The organism is Coprobacillus sp. AF33-1AC, assembly GCF_003475785.1.
GTDB lineage: Bacteria > Bacillota_I > Bacilli_A > Erysipelotrichales > Coprobacillaceae > Faecalibacillus.
In genome coordinates, this window is the sequence record NZ_QRQB01000020.1 from 1 (window position 1) to 12,921 (window position 12,921).

The window sequence follows — 12,921 nt, forward strand, 5'->3', positions numbered from 1 at the left end:
AAAGTGATATTTATGTACTGGCAAGGTACGTTTATATCATACAAGAACAAAGTTGAACATATCATTTTGGATATGCCCTCTGTCGCAAAAACATCACATTATTTTTATGAAAGATCAGGATTTTTAAAAATAAGTAAAAATGAATTACCAATTGCTTATTCTTATCCTGACAGAGATAGTATTTTATATATGCTTGATAGTGGACTTGGAGAAGGTAATGGAAAGATCATATTTTATGAAAACATCTAGAATAGCGTTTTCAACTTGGGAAGAAGATGTTGAATTAGCTAGAAGTTTGTGGGGAAATCCACAAGTAACAAGATATATTTGTGCTAGTGGTAAAATGAGCGAAGAAGAGATAACGCATCGTTTAAAATTAGAGATGACAAACCAAATGAAATATCATGTACAATACTGGCCGATATTTATTTTGGATAGTCATGAATTAATAGGATGTTGTGGATTAAGACCATATAAAGATTATCAATATGAAATGGGGATACATTTACGACCTCAGTTTTGGAACAAAGGTTATGCATTAGAAGCTTGTAAAGCAGTGATTGATTATGCATTGAATTATTTACACGCAGAAAGTTTATTTGCGGGACATCATCCTAAAAATAAAGCATCTCAAAAGTTATTAATAAAGCTGGGATTTCAATATGTAAGGGATGAATTTTATAAACCAACAGGGCTTTATCATCCATCCTATAAGTTAAAGAAAAATTAAAAAGTGTATTTATTATAATTTTAATATGAAGGAAAGTATATGAAAAAGGAAGAGATTTATCAATATCTAAAAGAACACAATATTCAATTTGAAGTGACTGAACATGATGCCGTTTTCAATATGGAAGAACTTACACATGTTGAATTACCCAATCCTGAATGGGATGCAAAGAATTTGTTTGTTAGAGATGATAAAAAGAAAAATTATTATTTGATTACTGTAAAAGGCAATCAACGTGTTAATTTAAAAGCTTTTCGTAAACAACATGGATTGCGAAATCTTTCTTTTGCATCTCCAGAGGATTTAGTGGCTATGATGAATTTAAAACCAGGGCTGTAAGCCCGTTAGGAGTTTTGAACGATGATAAACGATGTGTACATTTTTACTTGGATGTACAATTTAAAGGACAAAAAATAGGCATTCATCCTAATGAGAATACGGCGACCATTTGGATGAATACAGATGATTTAGTAGCGTTAATACAAAAACACGGAAATGATGTCACCTTTGTAGAAATATAGAATATTTTTATTATAGTAGTTTGTGACTTAAGATAAGTTAAAGGAGCTTTATTATGGAATTGAGAAAGTATAACGAAGATGATGTTCTAGCAATGATTCAAATTTGGAATGAAGTCGTTGAAGAAGGTGTGGCTTTTCCCCAAGTTGATTATCTTGATGAAGAAAGTGGGCATATATTTTTTAAAGAACAAAGTTATTGTGGTGTAGCCACTGACCAAGGGAAAGTCGTCGGACTTTATATTCTTCATCCTAATAATATTGGTCGATGTGGTCATATAGCCAATGCCAGCTATGCTGTCAAATCTGATTGTCGAGGACAACATATTGGTGAAAAATTGGTTAGTGACTGTCTTGTACAAGCAAAGAAGTTAGGGTTTAAGCTTTTGCAGTTTAATGCGGTTGTAGAAAATAATGTTCATGCAAGGCATTTGTATGAAAGACTTGGCTTTGTACAAATTGGAACAGTACCGCATGGTTTTTGTATGAAAGATGGTTCTTATCAAAATATTTGTTTGTATTATTATGAATTATAAAATTTTTAGTACTTCATTAAGAAGTACTATTTTGTTATATTTGATGCATTTATCTCATTAGCAACCTCTAGTTGACAAATAGAAAAGCCTGGTTGGTAGTCAAATTTAGTACTTTTGTATAAAATGAAGATACAAAGAAAGGGGATAATATGAAAATATCTGAAAAAATTACATCATTAAGAAAACAAAAAGGTTGGTCTCAAGAAGAATTGGCTTATCAACTTAATGTGACAAGACAAGCTGTGTCTAAATGGGAAAGTGGACAATCATTGCCGGATACTGAAAAAATAATTCAATTAAGTAAAATCTTTCAAGTAACAACAGATTATTTGTTATTAGAAGATTATCATCATGATCAAGTAGAACAAAATGAAATAGATTATTATTTAAGTAAGGAACAAGCAATGAATTATTTAACATTAAGAAAAAAGGCTGCACCTTTTATCGCTTTAGCGACATCGTTATGTATTGTTTCACCAGTGTTATTAATTGGTTTATCAGCGTTAAGTGAATACAGTTCTTTGAGATTAAGTGAAGACCTTGCTTGTGGTATTGGCTTGTCATTTTTAATTGTTTGTGTAGCTATAGCCGTTATTTTGTTTTTACACTTTGCCAATCAAGTGAAATCCTATCAGTATTTAGAAACTGAAGCATTTATTTGTGAACAGGGAGTAAAAGAGTATATTAAAACTGAGAAAAAGAATTTTCAAAATCGTTATAATCAGTTAAATATAATAGGAACATCACTATGTATCCTATCGGTTTTGGGTATCTTTGTTTCAATGACTATGTCTGAAATCTTTGTTGTCTTTGGTGTTTGTATAACACTTATTGTTGTTTCACTTGGGGTCTATGCATTTGTATATGGGGGAACAGTTTATTATGCTTATGCAAAGATTTTAGAAGAAGGAGAGTATACCAAAAAACAAAAAGCAAAAAAATCACTAAAGAGTATGGTGAGTGGTATTTATTGGCTTATTGTGAGTGCTATTTACTTTTTCTATACATTTGGGCCTTATGGTAATGGACAAGGTCAATATAGTTGGTTTATATGGCCAATAGCGGGTGTCTTATACGCAGCAATGATGATGGCTTTTAATTATGTAAATAGAAAATAAAAATACGTTCAGTATCAAAACCGAACGTATTTTTATTATTGCAAAATGAGTTCAACAGTAATATTTTCATCATCTTCTGTTATACAATCAACTCTAACAGTTGCTTTTGTACCTAGATAATTTTTAAAGTCAGGATCAACTTTAGCTGATTTAATTCTTTTTTTAATATATGGTTCAACTAATATCCTGAGAAGCTTTTGAGTATCAGGGTCTTGAGAATCGGAAAATATGTATTTAAAAAAATGAGGATTATTAAATATCGCTGAATTATTCATTTTTTCACCTCCCAATATTATATATGGTTTTTAAGAGGTCTTTTTCTTTTAAAAAATAAAAAATATTTCAATTAATGAAACATTTTATTGAGAAATGATTTCTACGCCATCTTCGGTAACCAAGAATGTATGTTCCCATTGAGCAGATAATTTACCATCATCAGTATAAACTGTCCAATCATTATCGTACCCTAAATGAATATGTCTTGTTCCTTGATTAATCATAGGTTCAATTGTAAAGACCATACCGGGAACAATAAGTTCTGTTTTTTCGTTTGGTTTAAAATGAAAAACATAAGGATCCTCATGCATGCTTGAACCAATACCATGACCACAAAATTCTTGAACAACACTATATCCGTTTAAATGAGCATGTTTTTCAATGGCAGCACCAATATCACCAATACAGCTTTTCCATGGTTTTACAGCTTTCATACCTTCTTCTAAACATTCTTTAGTTACTTTAACTAAACGTTTTGCTTCTTCACTAACATGACCTAGCATGAACATTCTTGAAGCATCTGCATAATAACCATTGACACCAGTTGTTGCATCAACATTAATAATGTCTCCATCTTTTAATACATAGTTACCAGGAATACCGTGGCAAACCTCATCATTTACTGAAGTACAAATACTTTTTGGATATCCTTGATAATTTAAATCAGCAGAATATCCACCATGACTTGAAGTATACGCTACTGCCATATCATCTATATCTTGAGTTGTCATACCAATTTTGATGTTTTTTTCAATATAATCTAATAAACCATTATTCACAACAGCAGCTTTCTTTATTGCTTCAACTTGTTTTTGATTTTTAATCATTTTATGAGTAGGTACTTTATAACCATGTTTTTTATAATATTTTAATTTTTTATCAAATTCTTCATGACATACATCGTAGACAAGCTGACTACCACACCAGCATTTCTTTTTCATATTTCAACCTTCTTTCGTTTCAAGTATACACTAGAATAATAGATATTTCACATCATATCATAATAAAATAATCAAGACATATATTAAAACAGGTGAATTTATGAAAAGAAAGTGTATCATGATTATTATTATAGTGTGTGTTTTAATGATTCCTTTTTATTTCTATCAAAAGGTATATAGTCAAAGTCATGCAACACCTTTAAAGTATCGATATGTTGTGATTGATCCTGGACATGGTGGTTTAGATAATGGAGCCATGGAATATGGATATAAGGAAGATGATATTAATTTATCCATATCGAAGCTATTAAAAAGTGAATTAGAATATTATGGAGCAACAGTCTATTTAACAAGAGACGGTGATTATGATATGACCAAAAGAAATCATCATTATTCAAAACAAGATGATATGTATTTGAGAGTGAAAGAGATTGACAAGCATCAAGCTCATTATTTATTAAGTATTCATCAAAATGCTGCCAATAACTCAAAGGCGTGGGGTTCACAAGTTTTTCATTACTATCGTAGTAAAAAAGGTAAAACACTAGCAAACAAAATAGATAGACATTTAAAAGAAGTAACGCATAGTCGCAAACCTATTAGTGGATGTGGTTTTAGAGTTTTACGAGCAACCCAAACAGTTGGGGTTTTGATTGAATGTGGATTTATGTCTAATTATAATGAGTGTGGTCAACTAAGAAATGAAAATTATCAAAGAAAACTGGTAGAACAAATCGTTAAGGGTTTGATAGAATATGATCAAGAGGCAACAAAAAAGGACAAAAAACAGAGTAAAAAAATACTTGAATAAAATGTAAAAAAAATAAAGAAAAGTGTTGACGAATAGAGATATATCATGTTAATATATATGGGCAGTCGATTGATGGGCCTGTAGCTCAGTTGGTTAGAGCGCACCCCTGATAAGGGTGAGGTCGATGGTTCAAATCCATTCAGGCCCACCATTAATTAATTGCTTAATATAGATGATATAAATTTTATGGGCCTGTAGCTCAGTTGGTTAGAGCGCACCCGTGATAAGGGTGAGGTCGATGGTTCAAATCCATTCAGGCCCACCATTAACATTTATAACTGGGGCCATAGCTCAGCTGGGAGAGCACCTGCCTTGCACGCAGGGGGTCAGCGGTTCGATCCCGCTTGGCTCCACCAATAGTAAATGAACCTGTTTATACAGGTTTTTTATTTTTATAAGAAAGAATGCAAAAATAAAAGCATATGATATAATAACTAAAAAGAAAGGAACAACTTTATGGAACAATTATTCATTTATATTTTATCCTTTTTTATTTATAGTTTTTGTGGATGGATTTGGGAATCAATTATGATTCACGCTATTTACATGAAAAAGTTTGTTAATAGAGGTTTTTTAAATGGACCGATGTTACCGATTTATGGCAGTGGAGCTTTAATTGTAGTGTTGTTTTTTAGAATGGAAGGGGTCCATTATCCAATATATAGTATCTTTTTATTGGGTGGATTGATTGCTTGTGTAGTAGAGTATTTGACTTCATGGGCCATGGAAAAGATGTTTCATGAACGCTGGTGGGATTATTCAAAGAAACTGTTTAATTTAAACGGAAGAGTATGTTTGGAAGGATTCGTGTGCTTTGGTTTATTTAGTGTAGCAGCAACGTGTCTTATTCAACCTTTTTTTGATAAAAAGTTAGCACTTATTCCTTATACTGTACAAATTGTACTGATTGTTATATTGGTAACGATTTTTGTTGTTGATCTTATTCGTTCGGTACATATTGCTACTCATCTTAAAAAGGAAATGGAAGAAATGGTTAAAGTGTTGGAAAGAGAACAAATGCGAATCCATCAAAAGTTTGCCGATTATGAAGTTGAGTTAGAACACTTAAAAAATATTAAGACTTTAAGAGGTTTGATTGATCAAATTAATATTGAATTAAAGAATAAACATTATCGTTATGGGTCAAGGCGTATTCTAAAAGCCTTTCCCTATTTAGTAAAAAAACGTATTCAAGAAACACATGAAAGAATACGTGAAAAGGAGTAATAAAGAATGGCTTATTCAAGAGGTAAGGGGAATTATGTTGTTAATACTTTAAATGGTATGGCTTATGGTTTCTTTTGTAGTTTAATCATTGGTACGATTTTAAAACAGTTAGGAACATTTTTAAATGTTTCAGAATTAACGAGTTGGGGTACGATAGCAAGTTATCTTATGGGTCCTGCGATTGGAGTTGGAATTGGTTATGTTATTGAAGCAAAGGGTTTGAATCTAATTGCGGCTATTATTGCAGGAGCAATAGGTGCAGGAACGTTTAGTAATGGAACGATTCAAAGTGGTAATCCAATTATTGCTTATGTTACAGTGATTGTGGCTATTGAGGTGGTAAGACTTATTCAAGGGAAAACGCCAATAGATATTTTATTGGTTCCGTTTTGTTCAATTCTTGTTGCAGGAATTGTATCTAAATATATAGGTCCTTATATTTCGCAAGTAATTGTATGGCTTGGAGGACTTATTAATGATGGAGTTGCCTTACAGCCTTTATTTATGTCTATTGTAGTTGGTGTTTTAATGGGGATGGCTTTAACTGCACCCATTTCTTCGGCGGCGATTGGTGTCATGCTTGGATTAAATGGTTTAGCAGCTGGGGCAGCTTTAGCGGGATGTTGTTGCCAAATGATTGGCTTTGCAATGATGAGTATTGATGATAATGATATTGGTGATGTTATTGCAATAGCGATAGGAACAAGTATGTTACAGTTTAAAAATATCATTAGACGACCTGTAATATGGTTACCACCAATTTTATCTTCAATTATTGTCGCTCCTATTTCTACGGTTTTATGTCATATCGTTTGTACACCGATTGGTTCAGGAATGGGAACAGCAGGGTTGGTTGGCTTAATTGAGGCGGCTTCTGTTATGGGTGGTAATCAAGTTTGGATTATCTTATTGATTGTTGATGTTTTATTACCGGCAATTTTAACACTTATGTTCTATAAGGCGTTTAGGAAGCTCAATTACATAAAAAAAGGGGATTTAAAGATTTCAGATCTTTAATCCCTTTTTTTATTGGAATAAGGAAACAACATCTTCAATAGACATGGAAGTAATCGTTCCTTTATTGTTTTCAACGAACATATTAGATAAATCTTGTTTTTGTTCTTGTAATTTTTGAATTCTTTCCTCAATTGAATTTTTCATGACAAGTTTGTATACTTGAACATTGTTTGTTTGACCAATACGATAAGCACGGTCTGTTGCTTGATTTTGAGCTGACATATTCCACCATGGGTCATAGTGGATAACGACAGAAGCACTTGTTAAGTTGAGACCAGTACCACCTGCTTTTAAGCTGATAAGGAAAACAGTCGTATCATCTTTTTGGAAAGCATTAACAAGTTGATGACGTTTTATTTTGGTTGTAGAACCAGTTAACACATAATATGAAATATCGTTCTTTCTTAGTTCTTTTTCTATTAAATCAAGAGAACTTGTAAATGAAGAGAATAATAAGACTTTTTGACCACTTTCTTTAGCTGTCGCAATAATATCCATACAAGTTTTTAATTTTGAACTAGGTTCCATTGTTTGAGGATAAACAATACGTTGATCACAACATAATTGACGTAATCTTGTCATCATTGCTAGAATTTGAATACGGTCGACATGATTAACTTGAATAGCATTTTGTAAATCAGTATTAATTTGACTTAAATTTGCAAGATAGATTTTCTCTTCTTCTGGTGTAAAGGAAATCATCACATTCTTTTCAATCTTATCTGGAAGTTCGTTTAGAACTTCTTTTTTGGTTCTTCTTAAAATGAATGGTTCCACCATTTGTTTCAATTTCTTTTGTTTTTCTTGATCTTCATCTCTAACGATAGGTGCTTCAAAGTTCTCTTTAAAATAATGATAATTATATAAGTAATGAGGCATTAAAAAGTCAAAGATTGACCATAATTCAGCTAATGAGTTTTCAATTGGGGTACCGGTTAAAGCAAAACGATGAAAACCGTTAATTTCTTTTACTGCTTGAGCGTTTTTGGTACTTTGATTTTTAATATATTGAGCTTCGTCTAAAATAAGATAATAGAAAGTATAATCTTTATATAATTCATAATCACGACGAATATAATCGTATGATGTAATAACAACATCATAATCTTTAATTTGAGCGATTGCTTGTTGTCTGGAAGATAATGGTCCAGCAATACATAATGTCTTTAAATCTTTAGAAAACTTATTGATTTCATCAGCCCAGTTATAAATAAGAGTTGCTGGTGAAATAACAATGCTGACATGATTTTCATCTTTACAGTCTTCTAATAAAGTGATCATTTGCAATGTTTTACCAAGCCCCATATCATCGGCTAGAATACCCCCAAAGCCATATTCAGACATGGTTTTAAGCCATTTAAAACCAGTGACCTGATAATCACGTAAAATAGGCTGATAAGCTTTAGGAACAGTGAATGAAGTTGTATTTGGTTTTTTGATGTGATCAATTAAATGAGAAAACTGTTCATCACGAGTAAATTGAATATGTGACTGACTAGCAAATTGATCTATATAAAGTGAATGATATTTATCGACCACGATTTTGCCGTCTTCAATTTTATTTTCATCAATATTTAAGTCTGAAATAAGATGTGATATTTCTTTTAATGTTTCATCATTTAAGTTAATGAACTCTCCATTTTTTAAGCGATGATAAGACTTATTATGTTGGAATGCAAGAATGATATTTTTTATTTCTTCTTTATCGACATGAATACTATTTAAGTCGATTTCAAGTAAATTGTTTTTTAAATGGATTCCTGCATTTAATTGAAGATTTCTAGGTTTATTAAATTGTTTGATTTCTTCACTTATGTAAATTTCACAACTATGATTTAATGAAGGAAGAATTTCAGTGATGAAATAATAAATGTCCTCTTCGTCATATAGATAATACATATTCGTAATATCGTCATAGCGTAAATATTGGTTAAGTGTCTCTAAAACTTGATCTAATTTTAAAGGTAAGATAAGTGAATTGATATCATCTAGAATAGTTTCACCTTGGTCATCTCGATATTCTAAAGAAACTGTAAGTTCGTTATTATTGTTGATATCTACATAAACAAGTAGGGAAACATCAACTGGAAGATAATCATCAATATGATCTCCTTCAAAGTTAACATATGGAATAGCACTATCAATAATATATTTTGAGAATAGTGAAATATCATCATGAGAGATCATTAATGGTTCTTTTTCTAATAATGTAAGTAATGGTTTTAAAGCTTCACTGCATGCCTTAGAATAACGGTTTAAAGTATAATAATCAAAATAATAAATATATTGGTGTCCAATAAAAGTAATACCGTCTGTTTTTTTATTTTCAATTGTAATAAAGTCTTCTTCATCTTTGATAGTAAAAGTAAGATTATTTAAATCAATTGTGGTGAAGTTAATATTAATATCTAAATTATCAAAATGATGATAGAAGAAATCATCAATGTTTTCATTAGTTAAACGAATTGTTTTATCGTCGTGAAATTGTTTATAGTATTCTTCAATAAACTGAATTTGTTTTTGACTAGAATGGTCAAAAGAACTTAATTGATGATCAGTTGTAAGAGTCTTACCATATTGAATAACTTGATTTGTTTTAATGTCATAAATAAAATCATGGATACTTTTAATAGCATAGCTTTTATCGTGAGCTATTTTATAAGATAAGTACAAGCGATCGAAACTTGTTTTAATATTAGGAATAAGATGAACTGGGCTTACCAGTGGCATCTGCTTTGCTTTAATTTGTTTTTTATAAATATCAATAAGTTGATGACTTTTTTGAATTTGTTTTTGAATGTGTTCACTCTCTTGTTTTGCTTTAATGCTCTCTAATTGAACAGATTCGTTAATTTTTTGATTGAAAGAGTATGGAATATCTGACATTTCTAAACCATAAAATTTCAATAATAAAACTCCAATGTGCTGACAGGCAAGTTCGTCTGGTTTACTGTCTTGGCAATCACATCCAAAATGAAGAATATTTCCACTTTTGTCTATAGAAACATGACATTGATGATTTTGCCCTTCGTCTAACACACCGCCAATGATTTGGTAAGTATTTGCATCTTTAATTACCGACATTTGACAAATAGTTTGTTGTTTAAAAAGATGGTGTGCTTTTTTCCAATTGAGTTTGTTAAAGTATTTATTTATTTCATCATCTTTAATATACATTCTATCCACCCCTATTGCTTCATTATAGCATTATTTGCTTCAATTAAGAAGATATAATAGAATATAAATTACAAGAAAATGGAGGAAGAAAAGGTGAATAGAAATAAACCTAAAATAAATCAACTTACAAAAGTTGATTATATTGAAGATAAAGATGTGATAGAAGAAATTGAGGTAGAAAATTTAATAGATAATAATTATCATGACCATCAAAGATTATCAAGTTGTATTTTTAAAAAAGTGAGTTTTGTTGGAAAATTTCAAGAGTGTGATTTTGTTGATGTTATTTTTGATCATTGTGATTTAAGTAATTTAGATTTTTCAAAGCAAAGATTTTTAAGGGTGGAATTTATTGAATGCAGAATGAGTGGGATACGCTTTTGTGATGGACTTTTAGAAGATGTGCATTTTGATCAGTGCTTGATGCCTTATTCAAGCTTTGATCAAGTAAGATTTAAAAGAACGTTTTTTAAAGAATGTATAATGAAAGAAACAGCTTTTTATGATTTGAACATGAAATATTGTTGCTTTAGTCGATGTACATTACAAAAGAGTGAATGGATGAGGGTGAAAAGTCAAAAAATTGATGTCAGTGATAGTGATATTGAAGGAATACGTTTAGATTTTGATAGTTTACGTGATCTTGTTGTCAATACATTTCAAGCTATTGAATTATCAACTATGTTAGGCATTATCATAAAATAAAAGATATACACTTTTTTGTGTATACCTTAAAGTTTATAATGTGATAAAACCAAATGTAGATAATATATAACTTAGTAAAATAATAATGAGTGTTGGAATACAAATATATCTCATTGAAAAGATGTAAGCTTTTTCTCTTTTAAAGGCAGAGGTTGAAGCAACTTCATCATGAATGGTTTTAAATCCAGTGACTTTAATAACGAGTAATACTGTACATAAGGCAGAAATTGGCATCATACATGAATTGGTAATAAAGTCAAAGAAATCTAGGATGGTCATACCTAATGGTTGAATCCAACTTAATAAGCCATATCCTAAAGAAGTTGGGATACCTAATGCTAGAATACCAATTAAAGAAGTAAGTGCGGCTTTTTTTCTTGAAAAATGGAATTGTTCCATAAATGTAGCAACAGCACATTCAGTAAGTGAAATTGCTGAAGTTAATGCTGCGAATAATACTAGTAGGAAAAAGACTACACCAATGATATGTCCTAAAGCTAGAGAATCAAAAACTTTAGGCATAGTAATAAACATTAAAGATGCTCCGGCATTAAGACTTCCTTTTCCAGAAAAAGCAAAGACAGCAGGAATAATCATTAAACCAGCAAGAAAAGCAATTAAAGTATCCATGATTTCTACTTGGGTAATGGCTTTTTCCATATCAACATCTTTTTTCATATAAGAACCATATGTAAATAAAATACCCATACCAATTGATAATGAATAAAACATTTGTCCCATAGCTGCAATAACGGTCATAATGCTAAAACGAGAAAAATCAGGAATGAGATAATATTTCAATCCCTCAATAGCTCCAGGTGTTGTTAAACCATATACAGCAATAAAAGCAGCCATGACAACAAGTAAAGGCATTAAAACTTTACTTACTTTTTCAATTCCCTTTTCAACTCCTTTAATAACAACGATAAATGTTAATAGTGCAAAAACAACTAACCAAAAAGCAGGGGAAATAGGGTCGGATATAAATTGAGTAAAGTAATTATCTTGCGTAAGTTTATGTGCTGCACCAGTAAGATAAGCGTATAAATATTTACACACCCAACCACCAACAACACAGTAATAAGGAACAATTAACATCGGAATGATAGAATTAAGCCATCCTCCAAAACGTAATTTTTTGGCTCCTAGTTGATGATAAGCCTGAATTGGGTTTTTACGAGTTTTTCTTCCTAGTGCTGTTTCGCTTAGCAGTAAGGCAAATCCAACTGTTAAAGCTAAAATAACATAAGTAACGAGGAAAGTTCCGCCTCCATACTTAGCGGCTAAATAGGGGAAACGCCAAATATTTCCAAGTCCAACAGCTGATCCAGCAACAGCCATAACATAGCCAAGTCGTCCGGAAAAGCTTGATTTTTTATTGTTTTCCATAATATTCTCCTTCAATAAAGTGCCATTCTATTATATCCAAATATAAAAGGTTAAGTCAATTATAATGAAAATAAAAAAACCTCGATATAATCGAGGAATTTTATTAATTGGTGCGGGTGACAGGAATCGAACCTGCACGCCATAGGCGCTAGATCCTAAGTCTAGTGCGTCTGCCAGTTTCGCCACACCCGCATAAAAAATGGTGACTCGCAGGCGATTCGAACGCCTGACCCTCTGATTAAAAGTCAGATGCTCTACCAACTGAGCTAGCGAGTCATTTTATGGTGCCGGCTAAAGGACTTGAACCCTCAACCTACTGATTACAAGTCAGTTGCTCTACCAATTGAGCTAAGCCGGCTTATAAAAAATGGTGGAGGTTAACGGGCTCGAACCGCTGACCCTCTGCTTGTAAGGCAGATGCTCTCCCAACTGAGCTAAACCTCCAAAAAATATGGTGACTCGTACGGGATTCGAAC

General features: G+C 31.6%; 13 protein-coding genes and 7 tRNA genes. 12 read left to right on the forward strand and 8 right to left on the reverse strand.

What is annotated here, in order from left to right; translation table 11 throughout:
• The 5 genes from DWZ53_RS07805 to DWZ53_RS07825 all read left to right on the forward strand — a co-directional run.
• Window positions 1-249 (forward strand): hypothetical protein (locus tag DWZ53_RS07805; protein WP_233541862.1); only part of this gene is annotated, 249 nt, incomplete at its 5' end.
• Entirely contained in the window at window positions 218-730 is a 513-nt protein-coding gene (locus tag DWZ53_RS07810) for a GNAT family N-acetyltransferase (protein ID WP_118433241.1), read from the forward strand. The genes DWZ53_RS07805 and DWZ53_RS07810, both read left to right, overlap by 32 nt.
• A gap of 39 nt (window positions 731-769) precedes the next feature.
• Window positions 770-1,069, forward strand: coding sequence for a YbaK/EbsC family protein (locus tag DWZ53_RS11195; RefSeq protein ID WP_199589156.1), 300 nt, complete (start codon window positions 770-772; stop codon window positions 1,067-1,069).
• A gap of 235 nt (window positions 1,070-1,304) precedes the next feature.
• Window positions 1,305-1,784, forward strand: coding sequence for a GNAT family N-acetyltransferase (locus DWZ53_RS07820; RefSeq protein ID WP_118433243.1), 480 nt, complete (start codon window positions 1,305-1,307; stop codon window positions 1,782-1,784).
• Window positions 1,785-1,933: 149 nt separating this feature from the next.
• The gene (locus tag DWZ53_RS07825; protein WP_118433245.1) at window positions 1,934-2,902 is read left to right on the forward strand and encodes a helix-turn-helix domain-containing protein; all 969 of its coding nucleotides are present in this window, start codon (window positions 1,934-1,936) and stop codon (window positions 2,900-2,902) included.
• Between the two features lie 35 nt (window positions 2,903-2,937).
• Here DWZ53_RS07825 and DWZ53_RS07830 read toward each other — a convergent pair whose 3' ends face one another.
• Together DWZ53_RS07830 and map are read right to left on the reverse strand one after the other, a co-directional pair.
• On the reverse strand, window positions 2,938-3,177 hold the full coding sequence (locus tag DWZ53_RS07830; protein ID WP_118433247.1) for a hypothetical protein: 240 nt from the start codon (window positions 3,175-3,177) through the stop codon (window positions 2,938-2,940).
• A gap of 84 nt (window positions 3,178-3,261) precedes the next feature.
• Window positions 3,262-4,119: a type I methionyl aminopeptidase gene (gene map / locus DWZ53_RS07835; protein ID WP_118433249.1), complete on the reverse strand. Its 858-nt coding sequence runs from the start codon at window positions 4,117-4,119 to the stop codon at window positions 3,262-3,264.
• Window positions 4,120-4,219: 100 nt separating this feature from the next.
• Here map and DWZ53_RS07840 point away from each other — a divergent pair, with 100 nt between their 5' ends.
• The 6 genes from DWZ53_RS07840 (at window position 4,220) to DWZ53_RS07865 (ending at window position 7,174) form a co-directional block, all read left to right on the forward strand.
• Window positions 4,220-4,930, forward strand: coding sequence for an N-acetylmuramoyl-L-alanine amidase (locus DWZ53_RS07840; protein WP_118433251.1), 711 nt, complete (start codon window positions 4,220-4,222; stop codon window positions 4,928-4,930).
• 74 nt (window positions 4,931-5,004) lie between these two features.
• Window positions 5,005-5,081 (forward strand) — tRNA-Ile (locus DWZ53_RS07845).
• A gap of 37 nt (window positions 5,082-5,118) precedes the next feature.
• Window positions 5,119-5,195, forward strand: a tRNA-Ile gene (locus tag DWZ53_RS07850).
• A gap of 15 nt (window positions 5,196-5,210) precedes the next feature.
• Window positions 5,211-5,286, forward strand: a tRNA-Ala gene (locus DWZ53_RS07855).
• Between the two features lie 100 nt (window positions 5,287-5,386).
• On the forward strand, window positions 5,387-6,157 hold the full coding sequence (locus DWZ53_RS07860; protein WP_118433253.1) for a putative ABC transporter permease: 771 nt from the start codon (window positions 5,387-5,389) through the stop codon (window positions 6,155-6,157).
• A 6-nt stretch (window positions 6,158-6,163) separates the two neighbouring features.
• Window positions 6,164-7,174, forward strand: coding sequence for a PTS transporter subunit IIC (locus tag DWZ53_RS07865; RefSeq protein WP_118433255.1), 1,011 nt, complete (start codon window positions 6,164-6,166; stop codon window positions 7,172-7,174).
• A 9-nt stretch (window positions 7,175-7,183) separates the two neighbouring features.
• Here DWZ53_RS07865 and DWZ53_RS07870 read toward each other — a convergent pair whose 3' ends face one another.
• Window positions 7,184-10,351 (reverse strand): DEAD/DEAH box helicase, encoded by a 3,168-nt coding sequence (locus DWZ53_RS07870; protein WP_118433257.1) that lies wholly within the window; start codon window positions 10,349-10,351, stop codon window positions 7,184-7,186.
• 93 nt (window positions 10,352-10,444) lie between these two features.
• Here DWZ53_RS07870 and DWZ53_RS07875 point away from each other — a divergent pair, with 93 nt between their 5' ends.
• The gene (locus DWZ53_RS07875; protein WP_158568215.1) at window positions 10,445-11,056 is read left to right on the forward strand and encodes a pentapeptide repeat-containing protein; all 612 of its coding nucleotides are present in this window, start codon (window positions 10,445-10,447) and stop codon (window positions 11,054-11,056) included.
• Between the two features lie 33 nt (window positions 11,057-11,089).
• Here DWZ53_RS07875 and DWZ53_RS07880 read toward each other — a convergent pair whose 3' ends face one another.
• The 5 genes from DWZ53_RS07880 to DWZ53_RS07900 all read right to left on the reverse strand — a co-directional run bounded on the left by DWZ53_RS07880 (window position 11,090) and on the right by DWZ53_RS07900 (window position 12,889).
• Window positions 11,090-12,445 carry a sodium-dependent transporter gene (locus DWZ53_RS07880; RefSeq protein ID WP_118433261.1) on the reverse strand — a complete coding sequence of 452 codons (1,356 nt, stop codon included), beginning with the start codon at window positions 12,443-12,445 and terminating at the stop codon, window positions 11,090-11,092.
• Window positions 12,446-12,553: 108 nt separating this feature from the next.
• A tRNA-Leu gene (locus DWZ53_RS07885) sits at window positions 12,554-12,637 on the reverse strand.
• Window positions 12,638-12,645: 8 nt separating this feature from the next.
• Window positions 12,646-12,721 (reverse strand) — tRNA-Lys (locus tag DWZ53_RS07890).
• Between the two features lie 6 nt (window positions 12,722-12,727).
• A tRNA-Thr gene (locus tag DWZ53_RS07895) sits at window positions 12,728-12,803 on the reverse strand.
• Window positions 12,804-12,813: 10 nt separating this feature from the next.
• Window positions 12,814-12,889, reverse strand: a tRNA-Val gene (locus DWZ53_RS07900).
• Between the last annotated feature and the right edge of the window lie 32 nt (window positions 12,890-12,921).

Coding starts and splice junctions, on each gene's coding strand:
- DWZ53_RS07880 (WP_118433261.1), bottom strand. CDS start 12,445: ATGGAAAACAATAAAAAATCAAGCTTTTCCGGACGACTTGGCTATGTT.
- DWZ53_RS07870 (WP_118433257.1), bottom strand. CDS start 10,351: ATGTATATTAAAGATGATGAAATAAATAAATACTTTAACAAACTCAAT.
- DWZ53_RS07820 (WP_118433243.1), top strand. CDS start 1,305: ATGGAATTGAGAAAGTATAACGAAGATGATGTTCTAGCAATGATTCAA.
- DWZ53_RS07830 (WP_118433247.1), bottom strand. CDS start 3,177: ATGAATAATTCAGCGATATTTAATAATCCTCATTTTTTTAAATACATA.
- DWZ53_RS07865 (WP_118433255.1), top strand. CDS start 6,164: ATGGCTTATTCAAGAGGTAAGGGGAATTATGTTGTTAATACTTTAAAT.
- DWZ53_RS07825 (WP_118433245.1), top strand. CDS start 1,934: ATGAAAATATCTGAAAAAATTACATCATTAAGAAAACAAAAAGGTTGG.
- DWZ53_RS07810 (WP_118433241.1), top strand. CDS start 218: ATGGAAAGATCATATTTTATGAAAACATCTAGAATAGCGTTTTCAACT.
- DWZ53_RS07860 (WP_118433253.1), top strand. CDS start 5,387: ATGGAACAATTATTCATTTATATTTTATCCTTTTTTATTTATAGTTTT.
- map (WP_118433249.1), bottom strand. CDS start 4,119: ATGAAAAAGAAATGCTGGTGTGGTAGTCAGCTTGTCTACGATGTATGT.
- DWZ53_RS11195 (WP_199589156.1), top strand. CDS start 770: ATGAAAAAGGAAGAGATTTATCAATATCTAAAAGAACACAATATTCAA.
- DWZ53_RS07840 (WP_118433251.1), top strand. CDS start 4,220: ATGAAAAGAAAGTGTATCATGATTATTATTATAGTGTGTGTTTTAATG.